This is a genomic window from Micromonospora sp. NPDC005324 (assembly GCF_040607155.1).
GTDB lineage: Bacteria > Actinomycetota > Actinomycetes > Mycobacteriales > Micromonosporaceae > Micromonospora > Micromonospora trifolii.
Genome location: NZ_JBEXGE010000041.1, coordinates 17484 through 39691 on the forward strand (window position 1 = coordinate 17484; position 22208 = coordinate 39691).

The window sequence follows — 22208 nt, forward strand, 5'->3', positions numbered from 1 at the left end:
TCTTTGTTGGGCGCGGCATCCGGGCGGCTCAGACGCGGGCGATCCCGCGTCGGGCCACTGTGACAGTGGGGCGGTCCGACCAGGGCAGCCCGTCCGGCCGGCCCGAGCCCAGCGCCGTTGCGGCGCTCGGGGCACTGTGGCTCGCCGAGTTGCTCGCGTGAACCATCGCGGCCGGGGTGACGGGGCGGCGGCGGTGCCGGGTCGTCCAGAGCCACGTCACATCACGCCCGAACGACTCGACCAGCAGCGCCACCGACAGCACCAGCACCATTGTCGTCAGTGGCGCGGGCAGCACGTCGGCCATCGCCACCGTCAACACCACGCCCTGGATCGCGGCGACGACCTTGCTCCAGTAACGCGGCGGCGCGGATCCCCGCATCCACCCGAACACCCAGGTCGCGGCGCCGAAGAGGTAGCGCATCGCGCCGATCACGAGCACCCAGCCACCCACCGCGGGGGCCACGTGCAGGCAGAGCACCAGGACCAGGAAGGAGTCGATCTCCATGTCGAAGCGCGCGCCGAGCTCGCTGGTGGTCCCGGTGCGGCGGGCCGTGTACCCGTCCACGGCGTCGAGGGCCAACGCCACGCTGGTGAGGACGACCATCACTGTGACCGGCGCCGATCGGCCGATCGAGTCGGCGGCCAGGGCCGTCACGCCGCCGACGAGGATCGCCCGGCTCAGGGTCACCCGGTCGGCCGGGCTGAGCGTACCCGCGCCCGAGCGGGACATCCCCCGGCTGAGCAGGGCGCACAGGACCGACCCGTACGCCAGCCCCGCCACCCAGCCCGCCGCGCCCAGACCGACAGTCTCCGCCAGCACCGCCAGCAGGCCGATCTGCACGAGCAGTCCGATGACCGGACCAGTTCGAACCGTTGACATCGTGCCTCCGTGACTCTGGTGGGTGACCCTGACCGTCATCACGGAAAATATGACCGATCGGTTCATTCTGAACGCGACCCGGCAGGGTCCCGCGGAGGGACGTGCCCCTTCGGCGGCCGGTTAATCGTCCACCGTGGGCGCAGGCCGACCGCCGGGCCGTCGGTCAGGGTGTCGGCAGGGTCAGCACGTCCGCGCCGTCGTCGGTGATGGCGATGGTGTGCTCACTGTGCGCCGTCCGGCAGCCCGTCGCGCTGCGGAGGGTCCAGCCGTCGGCGTCGGTGACGAGCGTGGCGGTGTCCGCCATCACCCACGGCTCCAGTGCCAGCAGCAGCCCCGGGCGCAGCCGGTATCCCCGGCCGGGACGCCCCGTGTTGGAGACGTGCGGGTCCTGGTGCATCGTCGAGCCGACGCCGTGGCCGCCGAACTCGGTGTTCACCGAATATCCCGCCGCGTGAAGGACCGAGCCGATCGCGTGGGAGATGTCACCGATGCGCACGCCGGGGCCGGCGGCGGCGATCCCCGCCTGCAACGCGCGCTCGGTCGCGTCGATCAGCCCGACGCTTCCCGCTGGCCGCACGTCTCCCACGATGAAGCTGATGGCCGAGTCCGCGACGACTCCCCCCTGGGAGACGGCGAGGTCGAGCGAGAGCAGGTCGCCGTCGGCGAGCGCGTAGTCGTGCGGCAACCCGTGCAGCACGGCGTCATTCACCGACGTGCAGATGTAGTGGCCGAACGGTCCGCGCCCGAAGGACGGCTCGTAGTCGACGTAGCAGGACTGCGCCCCGGCCTCGGCGATCATGGCCTGCGCCCACCGGTCGATGTCCAGGAGGTTGGTGCCGACCACGCAGCGGCTCTTCAGCGTCTGCAGGATGCCGGCGACCAGCGCGCCGGTGTCCTTCGCTCGCAGCACGTCGGTGGGGCTCAGGATCTCGATCATGCAGCGCCTTCCTCGGGTCACCAATAAGTATCCCGGCCATATTATCCCGGTACTAGAATCGGGTCATGGTCAGGTTGCCGCTCACTCCCGAAGAGCTCGAACGCGGACAGCGCCTCGGCGCGCTCCTGCGTCGAGCCCGTGGAGAGCGTTCGATGCTCCTCACCGCGCTGGACGCCGGCGTCTCGCCGGAAACCCTCCGAAAGATCGAGTCCGGCCGGATAGCCACCCCCGCCTTCCCGACCATCGCGGCGATCGCCGACGTCCTCGGCCTCTCCCTCGACGCCGTCTGGTCGGAGATCAACACGTCGGACGGCGGCGCCGAACTCCCCCGACCGACGCGCACCGCGCGCGAGCGGTTGGCCTCCTAGTCTCGACCCCGCTGGCGCGGGACGACGCGTCGGCCGGCGACCGCCAGACGACGCTGGCCCCGGCCGATGAACGACCGGGACCAGCGGGTGGTGCGCTCAGGAGGCGGCGATGCCCTCCATGCCGATGCCGTCGGCGAACGTCGGCAGACCCTCGACAGTGGTGACGAGATTCAGGGACCCGTCCTCGTGCACCTTGTAGCCCTGCACGTTGCCGGCGGTGGCGTTCTGCACGTACAGGAAGCCGTCGCTGGTGGTCATGTCGATCGACCCGCCGTTGGTGTCGGCGGCGACGTTCCTGACGATTTCGAGCTTGCCGTCGTCGTTGACCCGGTAGGAGCTGATGGTGGAGCTGCCGGCGTTGGCGACGAAGAAGTAGTCGCCGACGCGCTGGATCCAGCACGTCGCCTGCTGGCCGTTGGGCACCGACGGGCCGACCTGGTCGAGGGCGCCGTCGTCCTCCAACTCGAACCGGCTGACCGCGTTCGCGCCCGACTCGGTGACCAGCAGCGAGTCCTCGGTGTCGAAGGTGAAGCCGAACGGGGTGTTGCCCGCGTCGCTGATGACGGGGTTGCGGGACAGTTTCCCGTCGCGGCCGATCTCGTAGCTGAACATGACGTTGGCACCCTTTGTCGACACCAGGACGAACTCGCTGTCCGGGTCGATCTTGACCTGGGCCGGGGCGGTCCCGAACGCGGGCGGGTTGCCGTTGTGCAGCCCGAGCGAGCGGTTGGCGTCCTCGATGCGCGACAGGCGCCCCTTGCGCAGCTCGAAGCCCTGCACCGAGCCCTCGCCACCGGCGTTGAGGACGTAGACGAGGTCGCCACGGGCCGCGACGCTGACCGGCAGCAGACCGCCGGACCAGATGACCTGGAGCTTGTGCAGCTTGGTGCCCTCCACCCGGAAGACCGTCACGGTGTTGCTGCCGGCGTTCACCGCGAACAGCAGTCCGCGGTGGTAGGTCAGAGAGCCCTGCGAGGCCAGCGCGTCGAGCGGCGCTCCGATGGTGAAGCCGCCCAGCCCGCCGGTCTCGTACTCGCCCGCCTTGGTGAGCTTGCCGTCCTCGTCGCGGTCGTACACCTTGATGGTGTTGCCCTCGGCCTTGTTGGTCTGGACGAAGACCGCGCCCTCGTCGCCGTGGTGGTGATCACCCCCCTTGCGGTCGTCGTGGTATCCGGGGCCACCGCCATCGGCGAAGGCGGTCCCGGGGATCGATCCGATGCTGGTCAGACCTGCCAGGAGGGCTGCCGCGAGCGCGACACTGCGCTTCATCACTGACTCCTTGTGCACCCGAAGGGAGGAATACGAGTTTTCCTCTCCTTCGAAAGCTATCGGAGCAGGTAAGCGTCATGCCCTCACTTACCCTAAAGCGGTAATTTCGTGCCGTTCTGTGAAATCACCAGACGAACACGCGACAGTGGCCTACGGCGAAGCGGACCTTCGGCGGGCGACGGCGAAGCGGGGCAGCAGCGCCACGGCCCGCGCCCGATGAGCCGCGCATCTTGGCCGGCGCGCGGGAAGGTCCGGGTCAGCGGGGATCGGGCCACCACGGTTCGAGGAACGTGGGGTCGGCGACGTACTGCGCCACCTGCGTCCGCTGCTCCGAGGTCAGCGACAGCGCCTGGAATCGGGCGCCCCACTCGGGCACTCGGTCGGCCTTGTCCAACGCGGTGGCCAGCTCGATCAGGCCGGCCAGCGCCATCGCCTGCTCGACCACCGGGGCGTCCTCGGCGCGGCGGCGCATCCCCGAGTCGAGCGCCCGGTAGGCGGCCCGGTCGTCCATCTTGAACTCGCGCAGGATCCGCGCGTTGTCGAGCACCCGGGCCAGCCCGTCAAGCTCCTTCGACCCGCCGTACTCCACGTCGTTCGGCTCGTCCCGCTGGATGAAGACGATGGAGTTGCCCGACGGGTCGACGATGCTGAACCGCGACGACCCGGCGCGGTAGCGGGTCATCCGGGGTAGACCCTTGACCAGCACCTTGCCGTAGCTGCGGCGCATCGCCTCGGCGAACACCGCGTGGTACGACGCCACGGCGTCCACCATCACCAGGCAGCCGCCGGAATGCTCCTTCGCCGGGTCCAGGTCTTTGGGCGCCGGGCCGTAGTGCAGCTGGAACCCACTCCAGGTGAGGGCCAGGTACACATATGGCCTGAGTTGTTCATATGCCACCTCGAACCCGAGGGCTCGCCAGAACGCCAGGGTCTCCTCCGGGGCCGCGCAGTGCAGTAACGGAACAGTGGTCTCGTTCGGTTGGACGCGGTCCTCGATGGTCGTCATGGTCACTCCCGGTCCGGTCGGCAGGTCGGCCATTGTGCCAGCACCACCGAGCACTTTCGACCACTTCCGCCTCCTACCGAGGGAGGAGGCGCGCTCCGACCAGCAGCCGCAACCGGGGCTCGGGGTCGGACGCGATCCGCGGGCGCGACCGCGAACATCTACAGACATGACTACCGATGTGCGCCGGGCGACGCGCTGGAGCCGCCCACTGATGTTCCTGGTGTCCGTGATGGCGGTGCTCGGCGTCGTCGCCGTCGTCGGCATCCTCGTCGACCCGCGCGTCCTCACCGGGGTGCCGATCTGGCTCAAGCCGTTCAAGTTCGCTGTGTCGTTCGTGCTGTACGGCGCGACGCTCGCCTGGATGCTCTCCCTGCTGCCGCGCCGCAGCCGGGCCGTCGAGAGGGCGGTCGTCGTCATCGTCGCGGTGGCGGTCGTCGAGAACGCGTGGATCGTCGGTCAGGTGGTACGCGGGCAGGCCAGCCACTTCAACGACAGCACCCCGGTGAACACCGCGCTGTTCGCGGCGATGGGAGCGGCCATCATGGTGCTGTTCTTCGCGCACCTCGTCATCGGGATCGTGGTCCTGATCCAGCGGATCCCCGATCGGGTCGCCGCGACCGCCGTCGGCTGGGGGCTCGGCCTGTCCCTGCTGGGCATGCTCGCGGCGGTGCCGATGGCGCTGCCGATGCAGGACCCGGGGATCGAGGGAATCGGCGGGGCGCACAGCGTCGGCGTGCCCGACGGTGGGCCGGGGTTGCCGATCGTCGGCTGGAGCACCACCGGCGGTGACCTGCGGATCGGGCACTTCGTGGGGCTGCACGCCCTCCAGGCGTTGCCGATCCTGGCGATCCTGCTGAGCCGGTTCGCCACCCGGTTGGACGAGCGCACCCGCGCCCGGCTGCTGGTCGTCGCTGGCGGCGCGTACGGCGTACTCACAGTGCTGTTGACCTGGCAGGCCCTGCGCGAACAGCCGCTGCTGCGGCCGGACGCCGTCACCCTCGCCGCGGTCGCGGCCCTGGTGGTCGCGACGGCGACCGCGACCGGCCTGGTGCTGGCCCGCCGACGTCGCCCGGAACTGGCGCTGGCCGCGTGACCGCCACGCTGTTCTCGCTGACGTTCGCGGTAGCCGCGCCGTTCTGGGCGCTGATGATCCTGCTGCCCCGCTGGTCGTGGACCGCCCGGATCATCGCCTCGCCGCTGATCGTGCTGCCGGTCGTGGTGATCTACGCGCTGCTGGTGCTCCCGGCGTTCGGCGACGTGCTGCCGGCCGTGACGTCGCCGACCCTGGCCGGGGTGCGCGACCTGCTCGGCACCTCCGACGGGGCGGCGGCGGGTTGGGCGCACATGATCGCGTTCGATCTGTTCGTCGGACGGTGGGCGTGGTTGGACAGCCGGGATCGGGGGGTGCCGGCGCTGGTGATGGCTCCGGTGCTGCTGCTGACCATCCTGCTCGGACCGCTCGGCCTGGCCGCCTACCTCGCGGTCCGGGCCCGGTGGCGGCGGCCGGCGGCCGCCGCGACCGGCCCGCAGCACCTAGGCTGACCACCGTGAGCTGGCCGGGGCGACTGTTCGACATGCGGGACCCGGTTGTGCGGATGGCGCTGCTCATCCTCGCCGGGGTGCAGTACCTGCTCTTCGTCCCCCACGCGGACCGCCCACCCACGCCGACACAGTGGATCCTCGGGGTGCTCGCGTTCACAGTGGGGCTGGCAGTACACCGTTGGCCGGTGGTCAACCTGTCGGCGCAGGCCGCACTGCTGACGGTCGCGATCAGCCTGGTCGACGACTACACGATCAACCAGGTTGGCGCCAGCTGGGCCCTGCTCGAGGTCACCATGCGCGCGCGTCGCGCCCGGACCATCTGGCTGTCCTCGGCGCTGCTGGTCGTGGTCGACCTGACCGACTCGGTCGGCGACCCGGTCGGCCAGGTCGCCTCCGGCGTCGTCGGGCTGGCTCTCGAGGTCGGGGTGCCGGTGCTGCTGGGCCTCGTCATCCGCGCCAACCGGGAGCTGAGTCGACAGGCCGTGGAGCGGGCCCTGGCCGAGCAACGCCAGCACGAGTCGGAGAGCCGCGCGGCCCGCGCCGACGAACGCAGCGCCATCGCCCGCGAGCTGCACGACGTCGTCGCGCACCATGTGGCGTCGATGGTCCTGCGGGTCGGCGTCGCACGGCACGTGCTCACCGACCTGGACCCCCGGGTGGGCGAGGTGTTCGACGACGTGCACGGCACCGGCAGCGCGGCCCTGACGGAGCTGCGCCGGCTGGTCGCGGTGCTGCGCAACCCCGACGGGGTACGCGGCGACGCGGCGCTGACCGCTATCGAACCGTCCGCGCTGCCGGCGGCGATCGGCGCGTCCATCGACCGGGCCCGGCAGGCGGGTGTCACGGTGGAGGCCGATCTCGATCCGGCGATCGGTTCACTCGACGCGGTGCGCGGCATGGCGGTGCTGCGACTGACCCAGGAGGCGCTGACCAACGTGGCCAAACACGCGGGGACGTCCGCGCTCGCGCACCTCGTGGTCGCCGTCCGGGACGGCTCCGTGCACTGGGAGGTCACCGACAACGGGCGCGGCGGGGTGCCGGCGGGCGTGCCGGCCGGTGGCGGGCACGGCATCACCGGGATGCGCGAGCGCGTCGAGGTCCTCGGCGGCCGGTTGGAGGCGGGCCCGACCGGCGCCGGGTGGCGGGTGCGTACCGTCCTTCCGGCCGTGGCCGCAGCGTCCGCCGACGCGCCGGTCGGATCGGTGCCCCGCGAGCGGGAGGCCCCGGCCGGGTCGCCCGCGCCGGGGCCGGCGTGATCCGGGTGCTGCTGGTCGATGACCAGCACCTCATCCGAGCCGGGCTGCGCATGCTCTGCGACGCCCAACCCGACATCGAGGTCGTCGGGGAGGCCGACAGCGGCCGTGAGGCGATCCCGCTGGCCGGGCGGCTCCTCCCCGACGTCGTCGTCATGGACCTGCGGATGCCCGGTGTCGACGGGATCACCGCGACCAGCCGGATCCTCGCCGAACGCCCCACCACCCGCGTCCTGGTGCTGACCACGTTCGGCGACGACGACCACCTCTACCCCGCGCTGACCGCCGGAGCGTGCGGGTTCCTGCTCAAGGACGCGCCCCCGACCGAGCTGCTGGACGGCATCCGCCGGGCCGCCGTCGGTGACAGCCCGTTCAGCCCGGAGGTGCTGCGCCGCCTCGTGCAGCGCGCGGTGCACGCCCGCCCCGGGTCACCACCGGCCCTGCCGGGCCTGACCGCCAGGGAACGGGACGTGCTCAACCTGGTCGCCGAGGGCCTGTCCAACACCGAGATCGCCGACCAGCTCCACATCGGTGTCACCACGGTCAAGACCCACATCACCAGCCTGATGACAAAGACCGACAGCCCCAACCGGGTACGCCTGGCCCTGTTCGCCCGCGGCGTCTGACGCTCAGGCCCGCATCCGGGCGGACACGGCGATGACGAGCGCCAGCGGCACGATCAGCAGGGCCGGGGCGACGACCGGCAGGTGCAGGGCGACCAGGGCGCCGACCGCCGCGCCGACCATGAGGGCCAGCAGCACCTGAACCTTGGGGCGCAGGCTGGCCCACGGGCTGCGCGCGGCGACCCCGGCGATCAGGCTGGTGAGCGTGCCGGTCAGGTACGTGGAGGACAGGCCGGACACGCCGAAGCGTTGGATGGCACTGCTCTGCACGCCCAGCGCGACAGCGGACAGCATCAGCAGCGCCAGGTGGACACCCCCGTCGGGGGTGTGCAGCGTGACCTCCCAGACAACGGCGAACACCACGAACACCGCCAGCTCCAGGACCAACGCCCAGGTGACCCGCCGAGGCCAGACCGGATCGTCCGGCTGTGCCGAGCCGACGACGCGTGCGCCCGCCAGGACACCGACGATGAAGCTGACAATGGCGCAGCCCGAGGTCAGGGCCAGGTCGGCTTCACCCCGGCCGGCCGAGAGCCCGAGCAGGACCATGTTGCCGGTCATCACGCTGGCGAAGGCGCCGCCGAGGGCGAGGAAACCGAGAGCGTCGGCGCTCCCGGTGAGGAAGGTGAGGACGACGACGAGCGCCTGCCGTCGCCGCAGCAGTTGCTCGTTCCCGTGCGGGGCGACGCGGGGGCGGGTGACGCGGGGCGCTGTGCTCGACACTGTCGGCCGCCTTCCAGTGATTGTTCTTCGTATACACTTTGTCCGGACACGTTCACGGAGAGGCGACCAGGTGGCTGAAGACCTACGGGACAAGCTCGGCGCGCAACACCTGCCGCTCCGCGATCAGGTCCTCGCCGCGCTGCGGACCGCCATCATCGACGGCGACTACCTTCCCGGGGAACGGTTGACCGAGGACCGGCTCGCCGAGGACTTCGGCGTCTCCCGCAACCCCGTCCGAGAGGCGCTGCGCGTCGCCGAGGCGGAGGGGTTCGTCGTGATCCTCCCCCGCCGGGGAGCTGTCGTCGCCTCACCGAGCAGCGGGACCATCACCGACATGTTCGCCGTGCGCGGGCGCCTGGAGACGCTTGCCGCCCGGCTGGCCGCCGAGCGGGCCACCGCAGCCGACGTGGCGTCCCTGCGCGACCTGCTCGACCAGGGCCGCGAGGCGACGCAGCGCCACGACCTGGCCCGGGTCGCCGAACTGAACAGCACGCTGCACCTGCGCATCCTCCAGATCAGCGGAAACCCCTGGCTGTCGTCGATCGCCAAGTCGCTCTACCTCCATGTCCAGTGGGTCTTCCGGCTCGGGGCGGCCGAACGCGCGCCACACTCGTGGGCCGAGCACATCCAACTCGTCGACGCCATCGAGTCAGGCGACGGTGACCGCGCCGAACGGGCCGCGCTCGACCACCTCGACGCGGCATCCGCCGCGGCGTACGAGAACGCCGAGGGCGGCTACGGCGCCCGCTGACGGGACCGCGGCCACGGCACCCGCTACCGGCCGCACGCGTAGCCCTGCATTCCCCGGGGGTTCGCACCGGCGGCCAGCACGCCCGTCGCCGGGTCACGGGTCACCGCGCAGAGCCGACCGAGGCTCCACCCGTCGGTGACCCGCACCTCGTGCCCGTACGCCCGCAGGGCCGCCAGCACGCCCTCGTCGAGCCGGTCCTCCACCACCAGGACACCGGGCTCCATGTCGCGGGGATAGAAGGACCCCGGCAGGCTGACCGTGTGCCACGCCGGCGCGTCGATGGCCTCCTGGAGGCTCTGACCACCGACGAGGTGCCGCAGCAGGAACGGCAGCTGCCACTGGTCCTGCTGGTCGCCACCGGGAGTGCCGCAGGCCAGCACCGGCTCGCCGTCGCGGTGCACCATCGTCGGGCTCAACGTCGTCCGCGGGCGGCGGCCCGGCGCCAGCGACGAGGCGAGCCCCTCCTCCAGCCAGAACATCTGCAACCTGCTGCCCAGCGGGAAGCCCAGCTCCGGAATCGTCGGGGAACTCTGCAACCAGCCACCACTGGGCGTAGCGGAGATCATGTTGCCCCAGCGGTCGACCACGTCCACGTGACAGGTGTCGCCCCGGGTCACCCCGTCCGACTGCACTGTCGGCTCCCCCGTGGTGGCATCCGTCGGCCTGGCACGCCGCCCGGCACCCTGTCGAACGTGGGCCGGAAGGCGCGGCTGCGCGCCATCCGGACGCCCCGGCCGCAACTCCGCCGACGCGCGATCGCCGATCAGGGCGGCCCGCTCCCGCGCGTACTGCGGGGAGAGCAGCGCCTTGGCGGGCACGTCCACACCGTCGCCGTACCAGGCCTCCCGGTCGGCGAAGGCGAGCTTGAGCGCCTCGACCTGGGCGTGCACGCCCGCAGCGGTCCCCGGGTCGTACGCGCCCGGGTCGTCGAGCGCGTCCAGTGTGGCCAGTGACTCCAGCAGCACCGGGCCCTGACCCCAGAAACCGGTCTTCGCCACCGAGTAGCCGTGCCAGTCGAGGGTGGCGGGCTGCTCCCAGCTCGCCGAGTACCCGGCCAGGTCGTCGCCGGTGACCAGCCCGGCGTGCGGGCGTCCGCTGGAGTCCTGGAACGGTCGTCGGCTGAACGCGTCGATCGCCTCGGCGACGAAACCCGTGCTCCAGGCCCGGCGGGCGGCCTCGATCTGGGCCTCCCGGTCGACGCCGGCCGCCCGTCCCGCCTCGACGAGCCGGCGCAGGGTGTCCGCGTACGCCGGGTTGGTGACCAACTCTCCCGCGGCCGGTGGCCGGCCGCCGCGCAGCCAGAGCGCGGCGGAGGTGGGCCAGTGTTCCTCGAACAAGGAACGGACGGCCGCCACTGTGTCACCGACCCGGCCCACCAGTGGGTGCCCGGCGCCGGCGTAGCCGATCGCCGGCTCCAGCACCTCGGCGAGGGTGAGCGTGCCGTGCTCGCGCAGCAGCAGGAGCCAGGCGTCCACAGCGCCGGGTACGGCCGCCGCGAGCGGCCCGGCGCCCGGGATGAGGTCCATGCCGAGGGACCGGAAGTGCGCGATGGTGGCGCCGGCCGGGGCCGGCCCCTGCCCGCACAGCACCTTGGGTCGGGGGTCCCGGGCGGTGGCCACGATGGCCGGCACCTCGCCGCCCGGCCCGTTCAGGTGCGGCTCGACGACGTGCAGCACGAACCCCGCGGTGACAGCGGCGTCGAAGGCGTTGCCCCCACGTTCCAGGACGCCCATCGCCGCCTGGCTGGCGAGCCAGTGGGTGGAGGACACCATGCCGAAGGTGCCCTGCAACGTGGGTCGGGTGGTGAACGTCATGACAACACCTCACTGGGATCTGCGGTACGAACGTCGGGACCGGTGCCGTCCGGCCGGACCAGGTGGCACGCGGCCATGCCGTCGCCGATCGCGGTCTGCGCCGGCACCTCCGTCGCGCACCTGTCGAAGGCGAGCGGGCACCGGGTCCGGAACCGGCAACCGGACGGCGGGTCGAGCGCGGACGGCAGGTCGTCGCCGAGCAGCACCGGCTGACTGTGGCGCTGACGCACGGGGTCGGCCACCGGCGCGGCGGAGAGCAGAGCCTGCGTGTACGGGTGGGCGGGCCGGGCGAAGATCCGCTCGCGGCTACCGGTCTCGACGAGTTGACCCAGGTACATGACCGCGATGTCGTCGGCCAGGTACTCGACAGCGGAGAGGTCGTGGGTGATGAACAGGCAGGCGAACCCGATGTCGCGTTGCAGGTCGGCGAGGAGGTTGAGCACCGACGCCTGCACTGACACGTCGAGCGCGCTGGTGGGCTCGTCAGCGATGAGCAGCATGGGCTCGGAGATCAGGGCCCGCGCGATGCTGACCCGTTGGCGTTGCCCGCCGGACAACTCGTGGGGATAGCGACGGGCCACCTCGGCGCGCAGGCCCACCCGTTCGAGTTGGGGGGCGACGCGGGCGTCCCGGTCACGCCGGGAGATCCGCTTGCCGGCCAGCCGCAGCGGCTCGGCCACGATCTCGCCCACCAGCATGCGTGGGTCCAGTGACGCGGCCGGGTCCTGGAAGACGATCGACACCGCGCCGCGATGAGGGCGCAGTCGGCGTCGGGACAGGTGGGTGACGTCGGTGCCCGCGATCCGGACCGTTCCCGCTGTCGGTTCGACGAGCCGCACCACGCATCGGCCCACCGTCGACTTTCCGGAACCGCTCTCCCCCACCAGGGCCGTGACCCGGCCGCGCGGGATGGTCAGGGACACCCCGTCCACGGCCCGCACCGGGCCGAAGTGCATCACCAGGTCCGCGATCTCCAGGGCGTTCGGCTGCGGCGTCATCGGTTCGCCTCCTGAGCTGCCGTCGGTGCCGTTGTGCAGGGGTGCCAACAGGCAGCGACATGGTCGGTGCCACCGATGCCCTCCAGCGGCGGGGCGGCCGCCCGGCACTGCTCGTCGGCGGCCGGGCAGCGGTCCGCGAAGGTGCAGGCGTCGGGTTGGCTGGCCAGGACGGGCACCAGCCCGGGGATCTCGGTCAACCGGTCCGTGCCGGCGTGCCGGCCAGGCTGCGGTGACGCCGACAGCAGCCCGGCCGTGTACCGGTGCCGGGGGTGGGCGAACAGGTCGTCCACCGGCGCCCGTTCCACCACCCGGCCCGCGTACATGACGACGACACGGTCGGCGATGTCGGCGATCACGCCGAGGTCGTGGGTGATGATGAGGACGCTGGTGCCGAGCCGGTCGCGCAGGTCCCGCAGCACCTGGAGGATGCCGGCCTGGACGGTGACGTCCAGCGCTGTGGTCGGCTCGTCGGCCACCAGCACCTTCGGGCCGCAGGCCACGGCCATCGCGATCATCACGCGCTGGCGCATGCCGCCGGAGAGCTGGTGCGGATAGCCGTCGACCCGCTGGGCCGCGGACGGGATTCCGACGAGCGTCAACAGCTCGACGGCGCGCGCCCGCGCCGCCCGTCGGGACATCCGCTCGTGGACCTGGAGCACCTCCCCGATCTGCCGCCCGACGGTGAGCACCGGGTTCAACGACGTCATCGGCTCCTGGAAGATGTAGGCGATCTCCCGGCCACGGACCCGACGCAGGGCCGACTCACGGGCCCCGACCAGCTGGGTGCCGTCCAGGCGCACCGAACCGGTGACCCGGGCGCTGCCCGGGAGCAGCCCGGCGATGCTCATCGCGGTGACGCTCTTTCCGCACCCCGACTCGCCCACCATCCCGACGATCTCCCCGGCTGCGAGGTCCAGGCTGACCCCGTCGACAGCGGAGACGGTGCCGGTCTCGGTCGGGAACGACACCGACAGGTCGCGGATCTCCAGCACCGGCGCGGAGGCGGTGGTCATCGCCGGTCTCCCTTCGGGTCGAGGGCGTCGCGCAGGGCGTCACCGAAGACGTTGAACGCCAGCGCCAGACCCATGATCACGACGCCCGGGAAGACGGCGGCCCACGGTGCCCGGGCGGCGAACTGCTGGGCGGTGGCCAGCATGGTGCCGAGACTGGGCGCCGGGGGCTGGATGCCGAGGCCGAGGAAGGACAGCACCGCCTCGCCGAGGATCGCGGCCGGGATGGCGACAGTGGCCTGCACCAGGATCACCGAGGTCGCGTTCGGCAGGATGTGCCGGGCCAGCACCCACAGGTCGCTCGCGCCGTCCACGACGGCCGCCGCGACGAAGTCCAGCGACTTGAGGCGCAGCGTGTCCGAGCGGACGACCCTGATCACCCCGGGGATCTGGGCGATGCCGATGGCCACAGCGGCGTTGCCGAGGCTGGCGCCCCGGATGGCCGCCAACCCCACCGCCATGATCAGGAACGGAAACGCCAGCAGCAGGTCGGTGAAGCGCGAGATCACCGCGTCCCAGGCCCGGAAGTAGCCGGCGGCCAGCCCGAGGGGCACCCCGATGACCAGCGACGTGGCCACCGCCAGGAGCCCCACCTGCAACGACGCCCGCGCACCGAGCATGATGCGGGAGAGGACGTCGCGGCCGAGGTCGTCGGTGCCCAGCAGGTGCCCGGCGGTGCCGGGAGGCGCGAACGTACGGGCGAAGTCGGTCTGGTCGACCGAGTACGGCGCGAGCCAGGGTGAGAGCAGCGCGATGACGCCGGCCAGCGCGAGCACGACGAAGCTCACCACGGCGAGCGGGTTGCGCCGCAGCCGCCGCAGCACCCGGGTACGCCGGGTGATGCTGGCGGTGCCGGTCTCCGCCATCGGTACGGTGAGGACGGTCATGCCGGATCTCCCGTCACCCGGATGCGTGGATCGATGACCGAGTAGAGCAGGTCCAAGAAGAAGTTGATCACGATGTAGGCCGCCGCGGTGAGCAGGACGACGGCCTGGATCACCGGGTAGTCCCGTTGGAACACCGCGTCGATGGTCATCTTTCCGAAGCCCGGCAGCCCGAAGATCTGTTCGGTGACGACAGCGCCCGAGATCAGCCCGCCGAGTTGGAGACCCACGACGGTCACCACCACGATGAGGCTGTTGCGCAGGGCGTGCCGGGTGATGACGGCGCGCGGTCGCAGGCCCTTCGCCTTCGCCGTGCGTACGTAGTCGGAGGAGAGCGAGTCCAGCATCGCCGACCGGGTCTGCCGCATGATGATGGCGGCGAGGCCGGTGCCGAGGATCACGGCCGGCAGGACGATGTGGTGCAGGTTGTCCACGGGGTCCTCCAGGATCGGCACGAAGCCGGAGGCGGGGAAGAGCCCGGTCGCCACGGACAGGTAGAGGATCGCCAGCAGCCCCAACCAGAAGTGAGGCACCGACAGGCCGATCAGGGCCAGTCCGTTGGCGAGCCACTCCGCCGGACGTCCACGACGGACCGCCGCGAGCACCCCGGCGCCGACGCCGAGCGCCGACGCGATGAGGATCGCCAGGACGGACAGCTCGACGGTCACCGGCAGGGCTGTCGTGAGCATCGACGAGACCGGTGTGCCGGTGCGGATCGACACCCCGAAGTCACCCTGCGCCATGCGCTCCACGTACTGGGCGAACTGCACGGGCAGCGGCTGGTCCAGCCCGTAGTGCCGGCGGATGGCCTCCAGGGCCTCCGGCGACCGGTCCTCCCCGGCCAGGGCGAGGGCCGGGTCGCCGGGGAGCGCCCGTACGCCGACGAAGACCACGATCGTCGACAACAGCAGGGTCAGCGCCGACTGCCAGGCGCGGGTGAGCAGGTATCGGGCCACGACGGCCTACTTGCCGAAGCCGGCGAAGGCCGCCCGGATCACGCCGTCCGGGTAGACCTGAAGGCCCTGGATCTGCTTGCTGACGGCGGTCAGGTTGCGCTGCCGGTAGAGGTAGATCAAAGCGTCGTCCTGCTGGAGGAGCGTGACCGCCTGCCCGTACAGCTTCCTGCGCTCCTCGACGTCGCCGGCCTGGCGGGCCTGGGTCAGCAGCGTGTCGAGCTGCGGGTTGCTGTAGCCGGCGACGTTCTGGCTGGCGCCGGTGCCGACGAAGTTCGTGATGTTGGCGTCCGGGTCGATCCGTCCGCTCCAGCCCAGTTGCAGCAGCTCGAAGTTGCCGCGGTCCTGCTCGTCGAGGAGTGACGAGTACTCCACCGGGTTGATCTTCAGGTCGAAGCCGCCGTCCTTGACCATGGACTGCAACGCCTGCGCGAGGCGCAGAGTGTCGGGGCTGTTCGAGGCGAGCATCGTCACCGTGTACGGCGTCTGCACGCCGGCCTCGGCCAGCAACTGCTTGGCCTTGGCGGGGTCGTGCGCCGGGCAGGTCTGCGCCTCGGGGGACGAGAACGTGCTCGCCGGTGAGATCGGAGAACAGGCCACGGCGTGCTCACCGTTGAAGACTGCGTCGACCAGGGCCTTGCGGTCGATGGCGTGCTCGAAGGCCTGCCGCACCTTGGCGTTCTGGGCGAGGGGGCGGTTGATGGGCTTTGCGGTGGTGCCGACGCCGTCGACGTTGCCGATGTTGATGGTCAGGCCCTGGTAGCCGAGGGACTGCGACTGGAGCACGGAGACCGCCGCGTCCTGCCGGAGCGAGGCGACGTCCTGGGTGGAGACCGAGTCGGCGACCTGCACATCGCCGGAGCGCAGGTTGGCCGCGCGGATGCTCGCGTCGGTCAGGATCCGCCACGAGATGCCGTCCAGGTGCACCTTGCTCGCGTCGTAGAAGTTCGGGTCCCGCACCACCTCGATGGAGTTCTGCGGCACCCGCTTCGCGAACTTGAAGGGGCCGACGCAGACCGGCGCCGAGGCGAAGTCGTCGCCCGTGGCCCGCAGCGCCTGCGCACTCATGATCATTCCGGCCCGGTCGGCGAGGGCGCCGAGCAGCGGTGCGAACGGCTGCTTCAGCCGCAGGACGACTGTCTGCGCGTCCGGGGTGTCGACGCCGTCGATGGGGCCGAGTTCGCTCTTACGCGCCGAGCGGGCGTTGGTGAGGTGGCGTTGCAGGGTGGCCTTCACCGCGGCCGAGTCGAACGCCGTGCCGTCCGCGAAGCGCACGCCGGGTCGCAATGGGATGGTCACCGTCCGGCCGTCGCCGCTCGTGGTGGGCAGGGCCGTCGCGAGCTGCGGTACGACCTGCGCCTGCTCGTTGACGTCGTAGAGCTTCTGGCACATGGCCTGGAAGACGTAGCGGGAGTAGAGGCTTCTCGACAGCGTCGGGTCCAGCGCGTCGGGCTCGGCGGAGAGGGCGATGACCAGCTTGCCTCCCTGCTTCACGGCGGCGGGGTCTGCGGGCGTACCGAAGGAATCCTGGCCTGCCGACTGGTTGCCACCGGACGGGTCGCCGCCGTCGTTGTCCGACACCGGTGAGCAGGCGGCGACAGTGCAGACGACGGCGGCCGCCGCCACTGCGGCCCGGAGCACCCGGCGGCGGGGCAGGGTCGTGTCGCGGACGGAGAGGTTCGTCATGGAGAGCTCCTCAAGTGGGCGATTCGGGGAGCGTATGTTGTATACGATGACCGCCGCAAGACCTCAGTGAATGGCTCGCCAGGCACTCCTGATGCCCGGAACGGGCCCGGCCGCCGATCAGCTCGCGGGCCGCGTCCGGCCGCCCCGAACCAGGTTGAGCAGGACGACCAGCGCGAGCACCGCCACCACCGCGCTGAAGACCTCGCCGGCCGGGCGCAGACCGATCGTCTGGATCAGCAGACCGACAGCGACCGCCGGCACACCGAGCATGGCGAACAGGATGGCGAAGAAGGTCGACACCGCCTCGGCCCGGTGCTGCGGCTCGGTCCTCATCGTGATCGTCGCGATGCCGTCGCCGACCGCCACCCCGGACGCGACACCGATGATCGCCGCGCTGATGATGAGCGTCGCCAGCGACGCCATCCACATGCTGAACGCGAGCAGGCCCGCCCCCACGACCAGGCCGGCGCAGGCGCTGGCCAGCGCGGCACGCGAGGACAGCACGCGGGTCAGCAGCTGACCGAACGCCGCGCCGGTGAACGCCACGAAGACCACCAGCGCGGCCACTGTGTGTGAGGTCTCGTGCAGGACCGTGCCGAGGAACAGCCCGCTCACCGACGTGAGCACCCCGAGGGCGGCGAAGCCCGCGCCGGCGGTGAGCGCCGAACGGACGAAGGCGCCGCGAATGGTCGCCGGCACGTGCAACCTCTGCACCCGCACTGTCACCGGTGAGCGTTCCCGGACCGTCTCCGGCACCCCGCGCAGCGCGATGATCGCTATCACCGCCAGGATCAGCACGATCACCCAGGGCAGCCGGAGCGGTTCGGGCGCCACGTCCGACACGATCCCGGACAGCAGGGTGCCGGTGGCCAGGCCACCCAGGTTCGCGAAGATCGACACGGTGGCGGCACGCTTCGGGTGCCGAGGGTCGATCAGCTCCGCCAACGCCGCGGTCGCCGTGCCGATGATCAGTGCGGCGGACAGCCCGGCGAGGATCCGACCCACGATGATCATCGCCAGGTCCACGGCGGCCAGGAACACGGCGTCGGCGGCGACCGAGAGCAGCAGCGCGATGAGGATGACCGGGCGTCGGCCGATCTGGTCGGAGAGCCGACCGAAGACCAGCAGCCCGACCACGACTCCCAGCGCGTACAGCGCGTCGACCACTGTCACTGTCAACGACGAGAAGCCGAACTCCAGCTCGTAGAGCGGGTACAGGGGGGTCGGCACCGTGGTGCCCACGAGCGTGATCCAGAAGGCGAACGCGACCCGTACCGCGCCGGACGTGGAACCGGACCGTGTCACCCGTTCAGCATGGATGTCGGTCCCGGGCCGAGGTGCGGTAACGAACCTAAAGGCCCGCATCAGGTGGCAGCGCGGGGGCACGGTGGGAAGCGGAGCCGCATAACGCCGCTTCCCACCGCGTACTCCTAGGAGTTGTACGCCTGCGCGGTCACCGTGACCTGGCGGGCGAGGCCCGACCGGGCCGGCCAGGAGATCCGCACCTCGCGGCTCTCCCCCGGCAGGAGCCAGAAGTAGTTGTCGTCGTAGCGGGCCGGCAGGACCCGCTCACCGCGCTGGTCGCGCACGGCGAGCCGGACCAAGGCAGCGACCGTACGGCCCTGGTTGCGGACCGTCGTGGTGACGGTGTTGCGCCCGTCCACGGCGCGCACCGTGCTCGACGACGTCGACAGGCGGGTGCTCGGCACGTCGTTGAGCGCCCGCACCTGCTCGGCCTTGTCGTAGCGCCAGTAGGTGTTCTCCGCGAGCAGACGGTCGCGGCTGTCCCGTAGCTCCAGTCGCACCAGGTGCAGCCCGCCGCCGTCCGGCGCGGCGAGCGTGAAGACCGCCGTGGTGGCCGAGCGGGCCACGTCCACCCGCTGCCGCTGGGGCGAACCCAGCGACCGGCCGCTCAGGTCGTAGCGTCGGGCGCGCACGGTGACCCCGCTGAGCGGGGCCGCGGTGTGGTTGACCACCCGGACCTGCCAGGTGCCCGGGTCGGCCTGGACGTGCACCGGTTCGCACCCCTTGCGGGCGCCGTAGTAGGCACCGTTCACGTCGAGGTCGTAGTCGTAGGTCTGCCAGACGGTGCTGTGCCACGCCGGGTGCGACATCCACAGCAGCAGACCGGTGGCGTCCTGCCACAGGTTGGCGTTCCACGCCTCGAACATGGCGCGGTGGCTCTCGTAGTTGACGAACTGCGCCCGGGTGGCGAACTCGTCGAGTGAGTCGGACTCACCGAGCCGCGCGTCGATCGCCGCCTGGTACGTGCCGACGCGCTGGTTACCGATCGTCGACCAGTCGTGGTAGTTCCACACCTCGCCGATCGGCCACTCCGGCGCGTCACCGACGAGGTTGCGCATGCTCTCGACCACCGACACCACCGGCATGCCGATCTCGGTGTGGAAACCGAACGCGTCAGTGTCGTAGGTGTTCCTGTTGTTGTACGTCGCCGGCTCCACCCAGTGGTACGGGCCGTGGCCGCTGACGATGCCGCCGGCCGAGTTGGGGATGTAGAGGATCTCCGGGTGCTCGGTGGCCGCGGCCTGCTTGAGCCCGGCGTCAACGATCGGCGGCGGGTCACCCTCGTTCGCGCCACACCACACCACGATGCTCGGGTGGTGGCGGAACCGCCGGATCGTGTCGGCGGCGATGTCGACGTAGCCGGGCGGGTTGGGCAGGAACGCGCCCGCCTGCCAGAAGTCGTTCCACACCAGGATGCCCTGCTCGTCGCAGGCCCGGTACAGCTCCTCGCGGTTGCTGCTGCCGAGCCAGTTGCGGATCATCGTGAAGTTCATGTCGCGGTGCATCTCGACCGTGTCGGCCAGCCGGTCGGGCAGCACCCGACGCAGCAGTTCGTCCCAGCCCCAGTTGCCGCCCCGGGCGAACACCGGCACACCGTTCACGCTGATCGTGAGTTGGGTGACGGCGTTGCTGGCCGACTTCACGTCGGTCCACCGCTGCCCGTCGTCCGAGACCTGGATGACGAAGTCACGGGCGTACGCCTGCTCCCAGACGATGGTGACCTGGTCGAAGCTGACCGGAGCGCCGAGGTCGACCTGGATCCACTGGTTGTCCTCGAACGTCGACGACCAGCGGGTCCGGGGGTTGCCGTCGACGGCCCGGTCCGGGCCGTTCGAGTCGCTGTCGGACGACGACGCGGTGGCGGTCCGGCGCAGGGCCAGGTCGACGTCCGGCTCGGCCTGCCGCTGCACCGAGAGGGCCCACATGGACACGCCCCACGAGGTCACCCGCGCACCGGTCTGGATGCGCAGGTGCTGCGCGGTCTGGCTGGCGAACGTCTCGACCTGGGTGGCGCGGCTGCCCAGCGGGGTGTCGTTGCTGACCGACGTCACGTCGTTCCAGGTGTCCCCGTCGGCGGAGACCTGCACGCGGTAGTCCAGCGCGTACGCCTGCTCCCACACGAGGGTGACGCGGTCGAAGTCGACCGCCGCGCCGAGGTCGACCTGGATCCACTGGTTGTCCTCGGCCTGCGAGGCCCAGCGGGTCGCCGCGTCGCCGTCGACGGCCTTGCCGGGACCGTTGCCCTCGTTCTCCGAGGACGACGCGGTGGCGTCGCGGCGCAGGGCGAGGTCCGGGCCGGCGCCGTCGGCCACCGACAGCGAGAACATCGAGATGCCCCACCCGGTGGCGCGCTGGCCGGCCTGGATGCGCACGTGCCGGGCGTGCTGCCGGTCGAACGTGACAGTCTGGGTCGCCGCGCCGTCGACGAACTCCAGCGCGGGCCTGCCGGGCGGCGAAATGACGATCGGCTGGTGCCAGTCGTAGGCGAACTCGCGGACACCGAAGTGGAGCGCACGCTGGTCGCTGACCGCGCGCTTGACGGTGGCGGTGAGCGTGAGGTCGTACAGGTGGGGGTCGCCGTAGCCGTTGGGCCACCAGAGCCGGGGGTTGCGCAGCCGCAGCGCGCGGAAACGCTCCGGCGTGAACGTGACTGTGGTGCTCCCGCCGGCGGGGACGGTCACCGTGGACTCGACGCGTACCTTGTCGAACTCCGCGCGGACGGTGACAGTGGTGGCGCTGGCCGCCGCGTTGCGGACCGGCACCCGGATGGTGACCTCGGCGGTGTCGGTGCCGGGCAGGTCGGGCAGCGTGGTCTGCACGTGCGGGTCGCCGATGACCACCGCGCCGGTGCTGCGCAGGCGCACGTGGTCCCAGAGGCCGGTGACCCGGTCGCGGACGGCCGGCATCCAGTCCCACCCGGACACCGCCAGGTAGGTCGGCGCGTCCAGGTAGTGGTGGGCCGACTGAAGGAAGGTACGACCGTCGGGGCCCTTGTCGCCGGGGGTGCCCGGGTGCGGCATCGGGGCGACCCGGACGGCGAGGACGTGCTCGCCACGGTGACCGGCCAACGCGTCGGTGATGTCGAAGGCCGCCCGCGCGAACGGGTGCTTGACGCTGCCGACCTGCACACCGTTGACCCAGGCGGTCGCCTCGTGGTTGATCCCGTCGAACTCCAGCCAGATCCGTCGGCCGGCCGAGGTGTCCAGGTCGCGCGGCAGCCGCAGCGCGCGCCGGTACCACCAGGTGTGCCGCGACAGCGCCTCCGGGATGCGCATGTTGTTGAAGCCGGCCACCGGGTCGGGCAGGTGACCCTGCTCGACCAGGGTGCCCAGCACGGTGCCGGGCACCGTCGCCGGCAGCCAGGACCGGACGTCGACGCCGGCGCGGGAGAGCTCGGCGCCGTCGACGGTGCCGGCGAAGTCGTCCATCGTCAACGACCAGCCCGACTCCAGTGGCACCGTGCCGTCGGCGGCGACCCTCAGCTCGGGGGCCGGGCCGGTGTTGCCACCCTCCCAACTGGTCCAGCCCTCGGCCTTCGGCCGGCCTTCCAGCGGTACGCCGTAGACCTGGAAGCCGTTGAGGCCGACCGGTTTGCTGTTCGAGCGCTTCGTGGCGGTCATCCGGATCCACCGGGCGGTGACCGGCTCGGGCAGCTTGATGGTCTGCGAGCCGCCCTGGCCCTCCCTGGTCTCGTACACCGACCGCCAGGCACGGCCGTCGGTGGAGACCTCGATCCGGTACGCCGTCGCGGCGCTGGAGAGGATCTCGTCACCGTCGGTGTCGGTGTAGTTGCCATCGAACGGCCCGTCGGTGAGCGTGGCCTCGAAGACCAGGGAGACGGCCTCGATCCGGCACAGCGCCTGGAGGTCCACCGAGATCCACTGTGGATCGCCGTTGGCGGCGCGCCATCCACTCCCCGGACGCCGACCCGCGGCAGGCCATCCACGGCGAAGGTGGCCGGCGTCGGCGCGTAGTCGGTCGAGGAGACCGCCACCGGGCGGTACCGGGCGAGGTCGGTGGCGGTCGGCGCCGGGACGGCGGCGGACGCGAAGGCGTCCGGGAGGGCCGCGGTCACCCCGACCGACGCCAGCAGCGTCGCACCGGCGGAGAGGAAGGTACGCCGTGAGACCGGCGATGGCTCGGACATCTTGCCTCCAGACATGACAACGTTGTCAGATGACGGAGGTCTGTGACAACGTTGTCAGA

18 protein-coding genes and 1 pseudogene are annotated in these 22208 nt (G+C 71.4%); 6 read left to right on the plus strand and 13 right to left on the minus strand.

The annotated features are described in order from the left end of the window. Window positions 1–205: 205 nt before the first annotated feature. Both ABZS40_RS30425 and map read right to left on the minus strand, forming a co-directional pair. Window positions 206–880, minus strand: a pseudogene (locus tag ABZS40_RS30425) (CDP-alcohol phosphatidyltransferase family protein); the annotation flags it as partial. A 163-nt stretch (window positions 881–1043) separates the two neighbouring features. After that, window positions 1044–1817 carry a type I methionyl aminopeptidase gene (map, locus tag ABZS40_RS30430; protein WP_354947223.1) on the minus strand — a complete coding sequence of 258 codons (774 nt, stop codon included), beginning with the start codon at window positions 1815–1817 and terminating at the stop codon, window positions 1044–1046. Window positions 1818–1882: 65 nt separating this feature from the next. Here map and ABZS40_RS30435 point away from each other — a divergent pair, with 65 nt between their 5' ends. Then, window positions 1883–2185, plus strand: coding sequence for a helix-turn-helix transcriptional regulator (locus ABZS40_RS30435; RefSeq protein WP_354947225.1), 303 nt, complete (start codon window positions 1883–1885; stop codon window positions 2183–2185). Window positions 2186–2281: 96 nt separating this feature from the next. Here ABZS40_RS30435 and ABZS40_RS30440 read toward each other — a convergent pair whose 3' ends face one another. Together ABZS40_RS30440 and ABZS40_RS30445 are read right to left on the minus strand one after the other, a co-directional pair. Then, a complete protein-coding gene (locus ABZS40_RS30440) occupies window positions 2282–3454 on the minus strand; it encodes a beta-propeller fold lactonase family protein (protein WP_354947227.1) in 1173 nt (390 codons plus the stop codon). Between the two features lie 256 nt (window positions 3455–3710). Next, the gene (locus tag ABZS40_RS30445) at window positions 3711–4460 is read right to left on the minus strand and encodes a glyoxalase (RefSeq protein WP_354947229.1); all 750 of its coding nucleotides are present in this window, start codon (window positions 4458–4460) and stop codon (window positions 3711–3713) included. A gap of 166 nt (window positions 4461–4626) precedes the next feature. Here ABZS40_RS30445 and ABZS40_RS30450 point away from each other — a divergent pair, with 166 nt between their 5' ends. From ABZS40_RS30450 to ABZS40_RS30465, 4 genes are read left to right on the plus strand one after another with little or no spacing between them, the layout of a single operon-like run. Beyond that, the gene (locus tag ABZS40_RS30450; RefSeq protein WP_354947231.1) at window positions 4627–5553 is read left to right on the plus strand and encodes a hypothetical protein; all 927 of its coding nucleotides are present in this window, start codon (window positions 4627–4629) and stop codon (window positions 5551–5553) included. Next, window positions 5550–6002 carry an ABA4-like family protein gene (locus ABZS40_RS30455; RefSeq protein WP_354947233.1) on the plus strand — a complete coding sequence of 151 codons (453 nt, stop codon included), beginning with the start codon at window positions 5550–5552 and terminating at the stop codon, window positions 6000–6002. The genes ABZS40_RS30450 and ABZS40_RS30455 overlap by 4 nt, the downstream gene beginning before the upstream one ends. Window positions 6003–6007: 5 nt before the next feature. Then, on the plus strand, window positions 6008–7258 hold the full coding sequence (locus ABZS40_RS30460; RefSeq protein WP_354947235.1) for a histidine kinase: 1251 nt from the start codon (window positions 6008–6010) through the stop codon (window positions 7256–7258). Beyond that, on the plus strand, window positions 7255–7881 hold the full coding sequence (locus ABZS40_RS30465) for a response regulator transcription factor (RefSeq protein WP_124856139.1): 627 nt from the start codon (window positions 7255–7257) through the stop codon (window positions 7879–7881). The genes ABZS40_RS30460 and ABZS40_RS30465 overlap by 4 nt, the downstream gene beginning before the upstream one ends. 3 nt (window positions 7882–7884) lie before the next feature. Here the strand turns inward: ABZS40_RS30465 and ABZS40_RS30470 are convergent, their stop codons facing one another. Next, window positions 7885–8601: a YoaK family protein gene (locus tag ABZS40_RS30470; protein WP_354947237.1), complete on the minus strand. Its 717-nt coding sequence runs from the start codon at window positions 8599–8601 to the stop codon at window positions 7885–7887. A 70-nt stretch (window positions 8602–8671) separates the two neighbouring features. Between ABZS40_RS30470 and ABZS40_RS30475 the strand changes: the two genes are divergently transcribed. Beyond that, window positions 8672–9352, plus strand: coding sequence for a GntR family transcriptional regulator (locus ABZS40_RS30475; RefSeq protein ID WP_354947239.1), 681 nt, complete (start codon window positions 8672–8674; stop codon window positions 9350–9352). 23 nt (window positions 9353–9375) lie between these two features. On the opposite strand, the gene ABZS40_RS30480 is transcribed toward ABZS40_RS30475, so the two are convergent. The 8 genes from ABZS40_RS30480 to ABZS40_RS30515 all read right to left on the minus strand — a co-directional run bounded on the left by ABZS40_RS30480 (window position 9376) and on the right by ABZS40_RS30515 (window position 22138). Continuing rightward, window positions 9376–11166 (minus strand): gamma-glutamyltransferase family protein, encoded by a 1791-nt coding sequence (locus ABZS40_RS30480; protein ID WP_354947241.1) that lies wholly within the window; start codon window positions 11164–11166, stop codon window positions 9376–9378. After that, window positions 11163–12164, minus strand: a complete 1002-nt coding sequence (locus ABZS40_RS30485; protein ID WP_354947243.1) for an oligopeptide/dipeptide ABC transporter ATP-binding protein — start codon at window positions 12162–12164, stop codon at window positions 11163–11165. Before ABZS40_RS30485 ends, ABZS40_RS30480 begins: the two co-directional genes overlap by 4 nt. Continuing rightward, window positions 12161–13177: an ABC transporter ATP-binding protein gene (locus tag ABZS40_RS30490; RefSeq protein WP_354947245.1), complete on the minus strand. Its 1017-nt coding sequence runs from the start codon at window positions 13175–13177 to the stop codon at window positions 12161–12163. The genes ABZS40_RS30485 and ABZS40_RS30490 overlap by 4 nt, the downstream gene beginning before the upstream one ends. Next, on the minus strand, window positions 13174–14061 hold the full coding sequence (locus ABZS40_RS30495; RefSeq protein WP_091399349.1) for an ABC transporter permease: 888 nt from the start codon (window positions 14059–14061) through the stop codon (window positions 13174–13176). The genes ABZS40_RS30490 and ABZS40_RS30495 overlap by 4 nt, the downstream gene beginning before the upstream one ends. Continuing rightward, on the minus strand, window positions 14058–15014 hold the full coding sequence (locus ABZS40_RS30500; protein WP_354947247.1) for an ABC transporter permease: 957 nt from the start codon (window positions 15012–15014) through the stop codon (window positions 14058–14060). The genes ABZS40_RS30495 and ABZS40_RS30500 overlap by 4 nt, the downstream gene beginning before the upstream one ends. Before the next feature lie 6 nt (window positions 15015–15020). Then, complete coding sequence (locus ABZS40_RS30505) at window positions 15021–16697, minus strand: ABC transporter substrate-binding protein (RefSeq protein WP_354947249.1); 1677 nt, start codon at window positions 16695–16697, stop codon at window positions 15021–15023. Between the two features lie 117 nt (window positions 16698–16814). Next, complete coding sequence (locus ABZS40_RS30510; RefSeq protein WP_354947251.1) at window positions 16815–18002, minus strand: MFS transporter; 1188 nt, start codon at window positions 18000–18002, stop codon at window positions 16815–16817. 125 nt (window positions 18003–18127) lie between these two features. Further along, window positions 18128–22138, minus strand: coding sequence for a discoidin domain-containing protein (locus ABZS40_RS30515; RefSeq protein ID WP_354947306.1), 4011 nt, complete (start codon window positions 22136–22138; stop codon window positions 18128–18130). Between the last annotated feature and the right edge of the window lie 70 nt (window positions 22139–22208).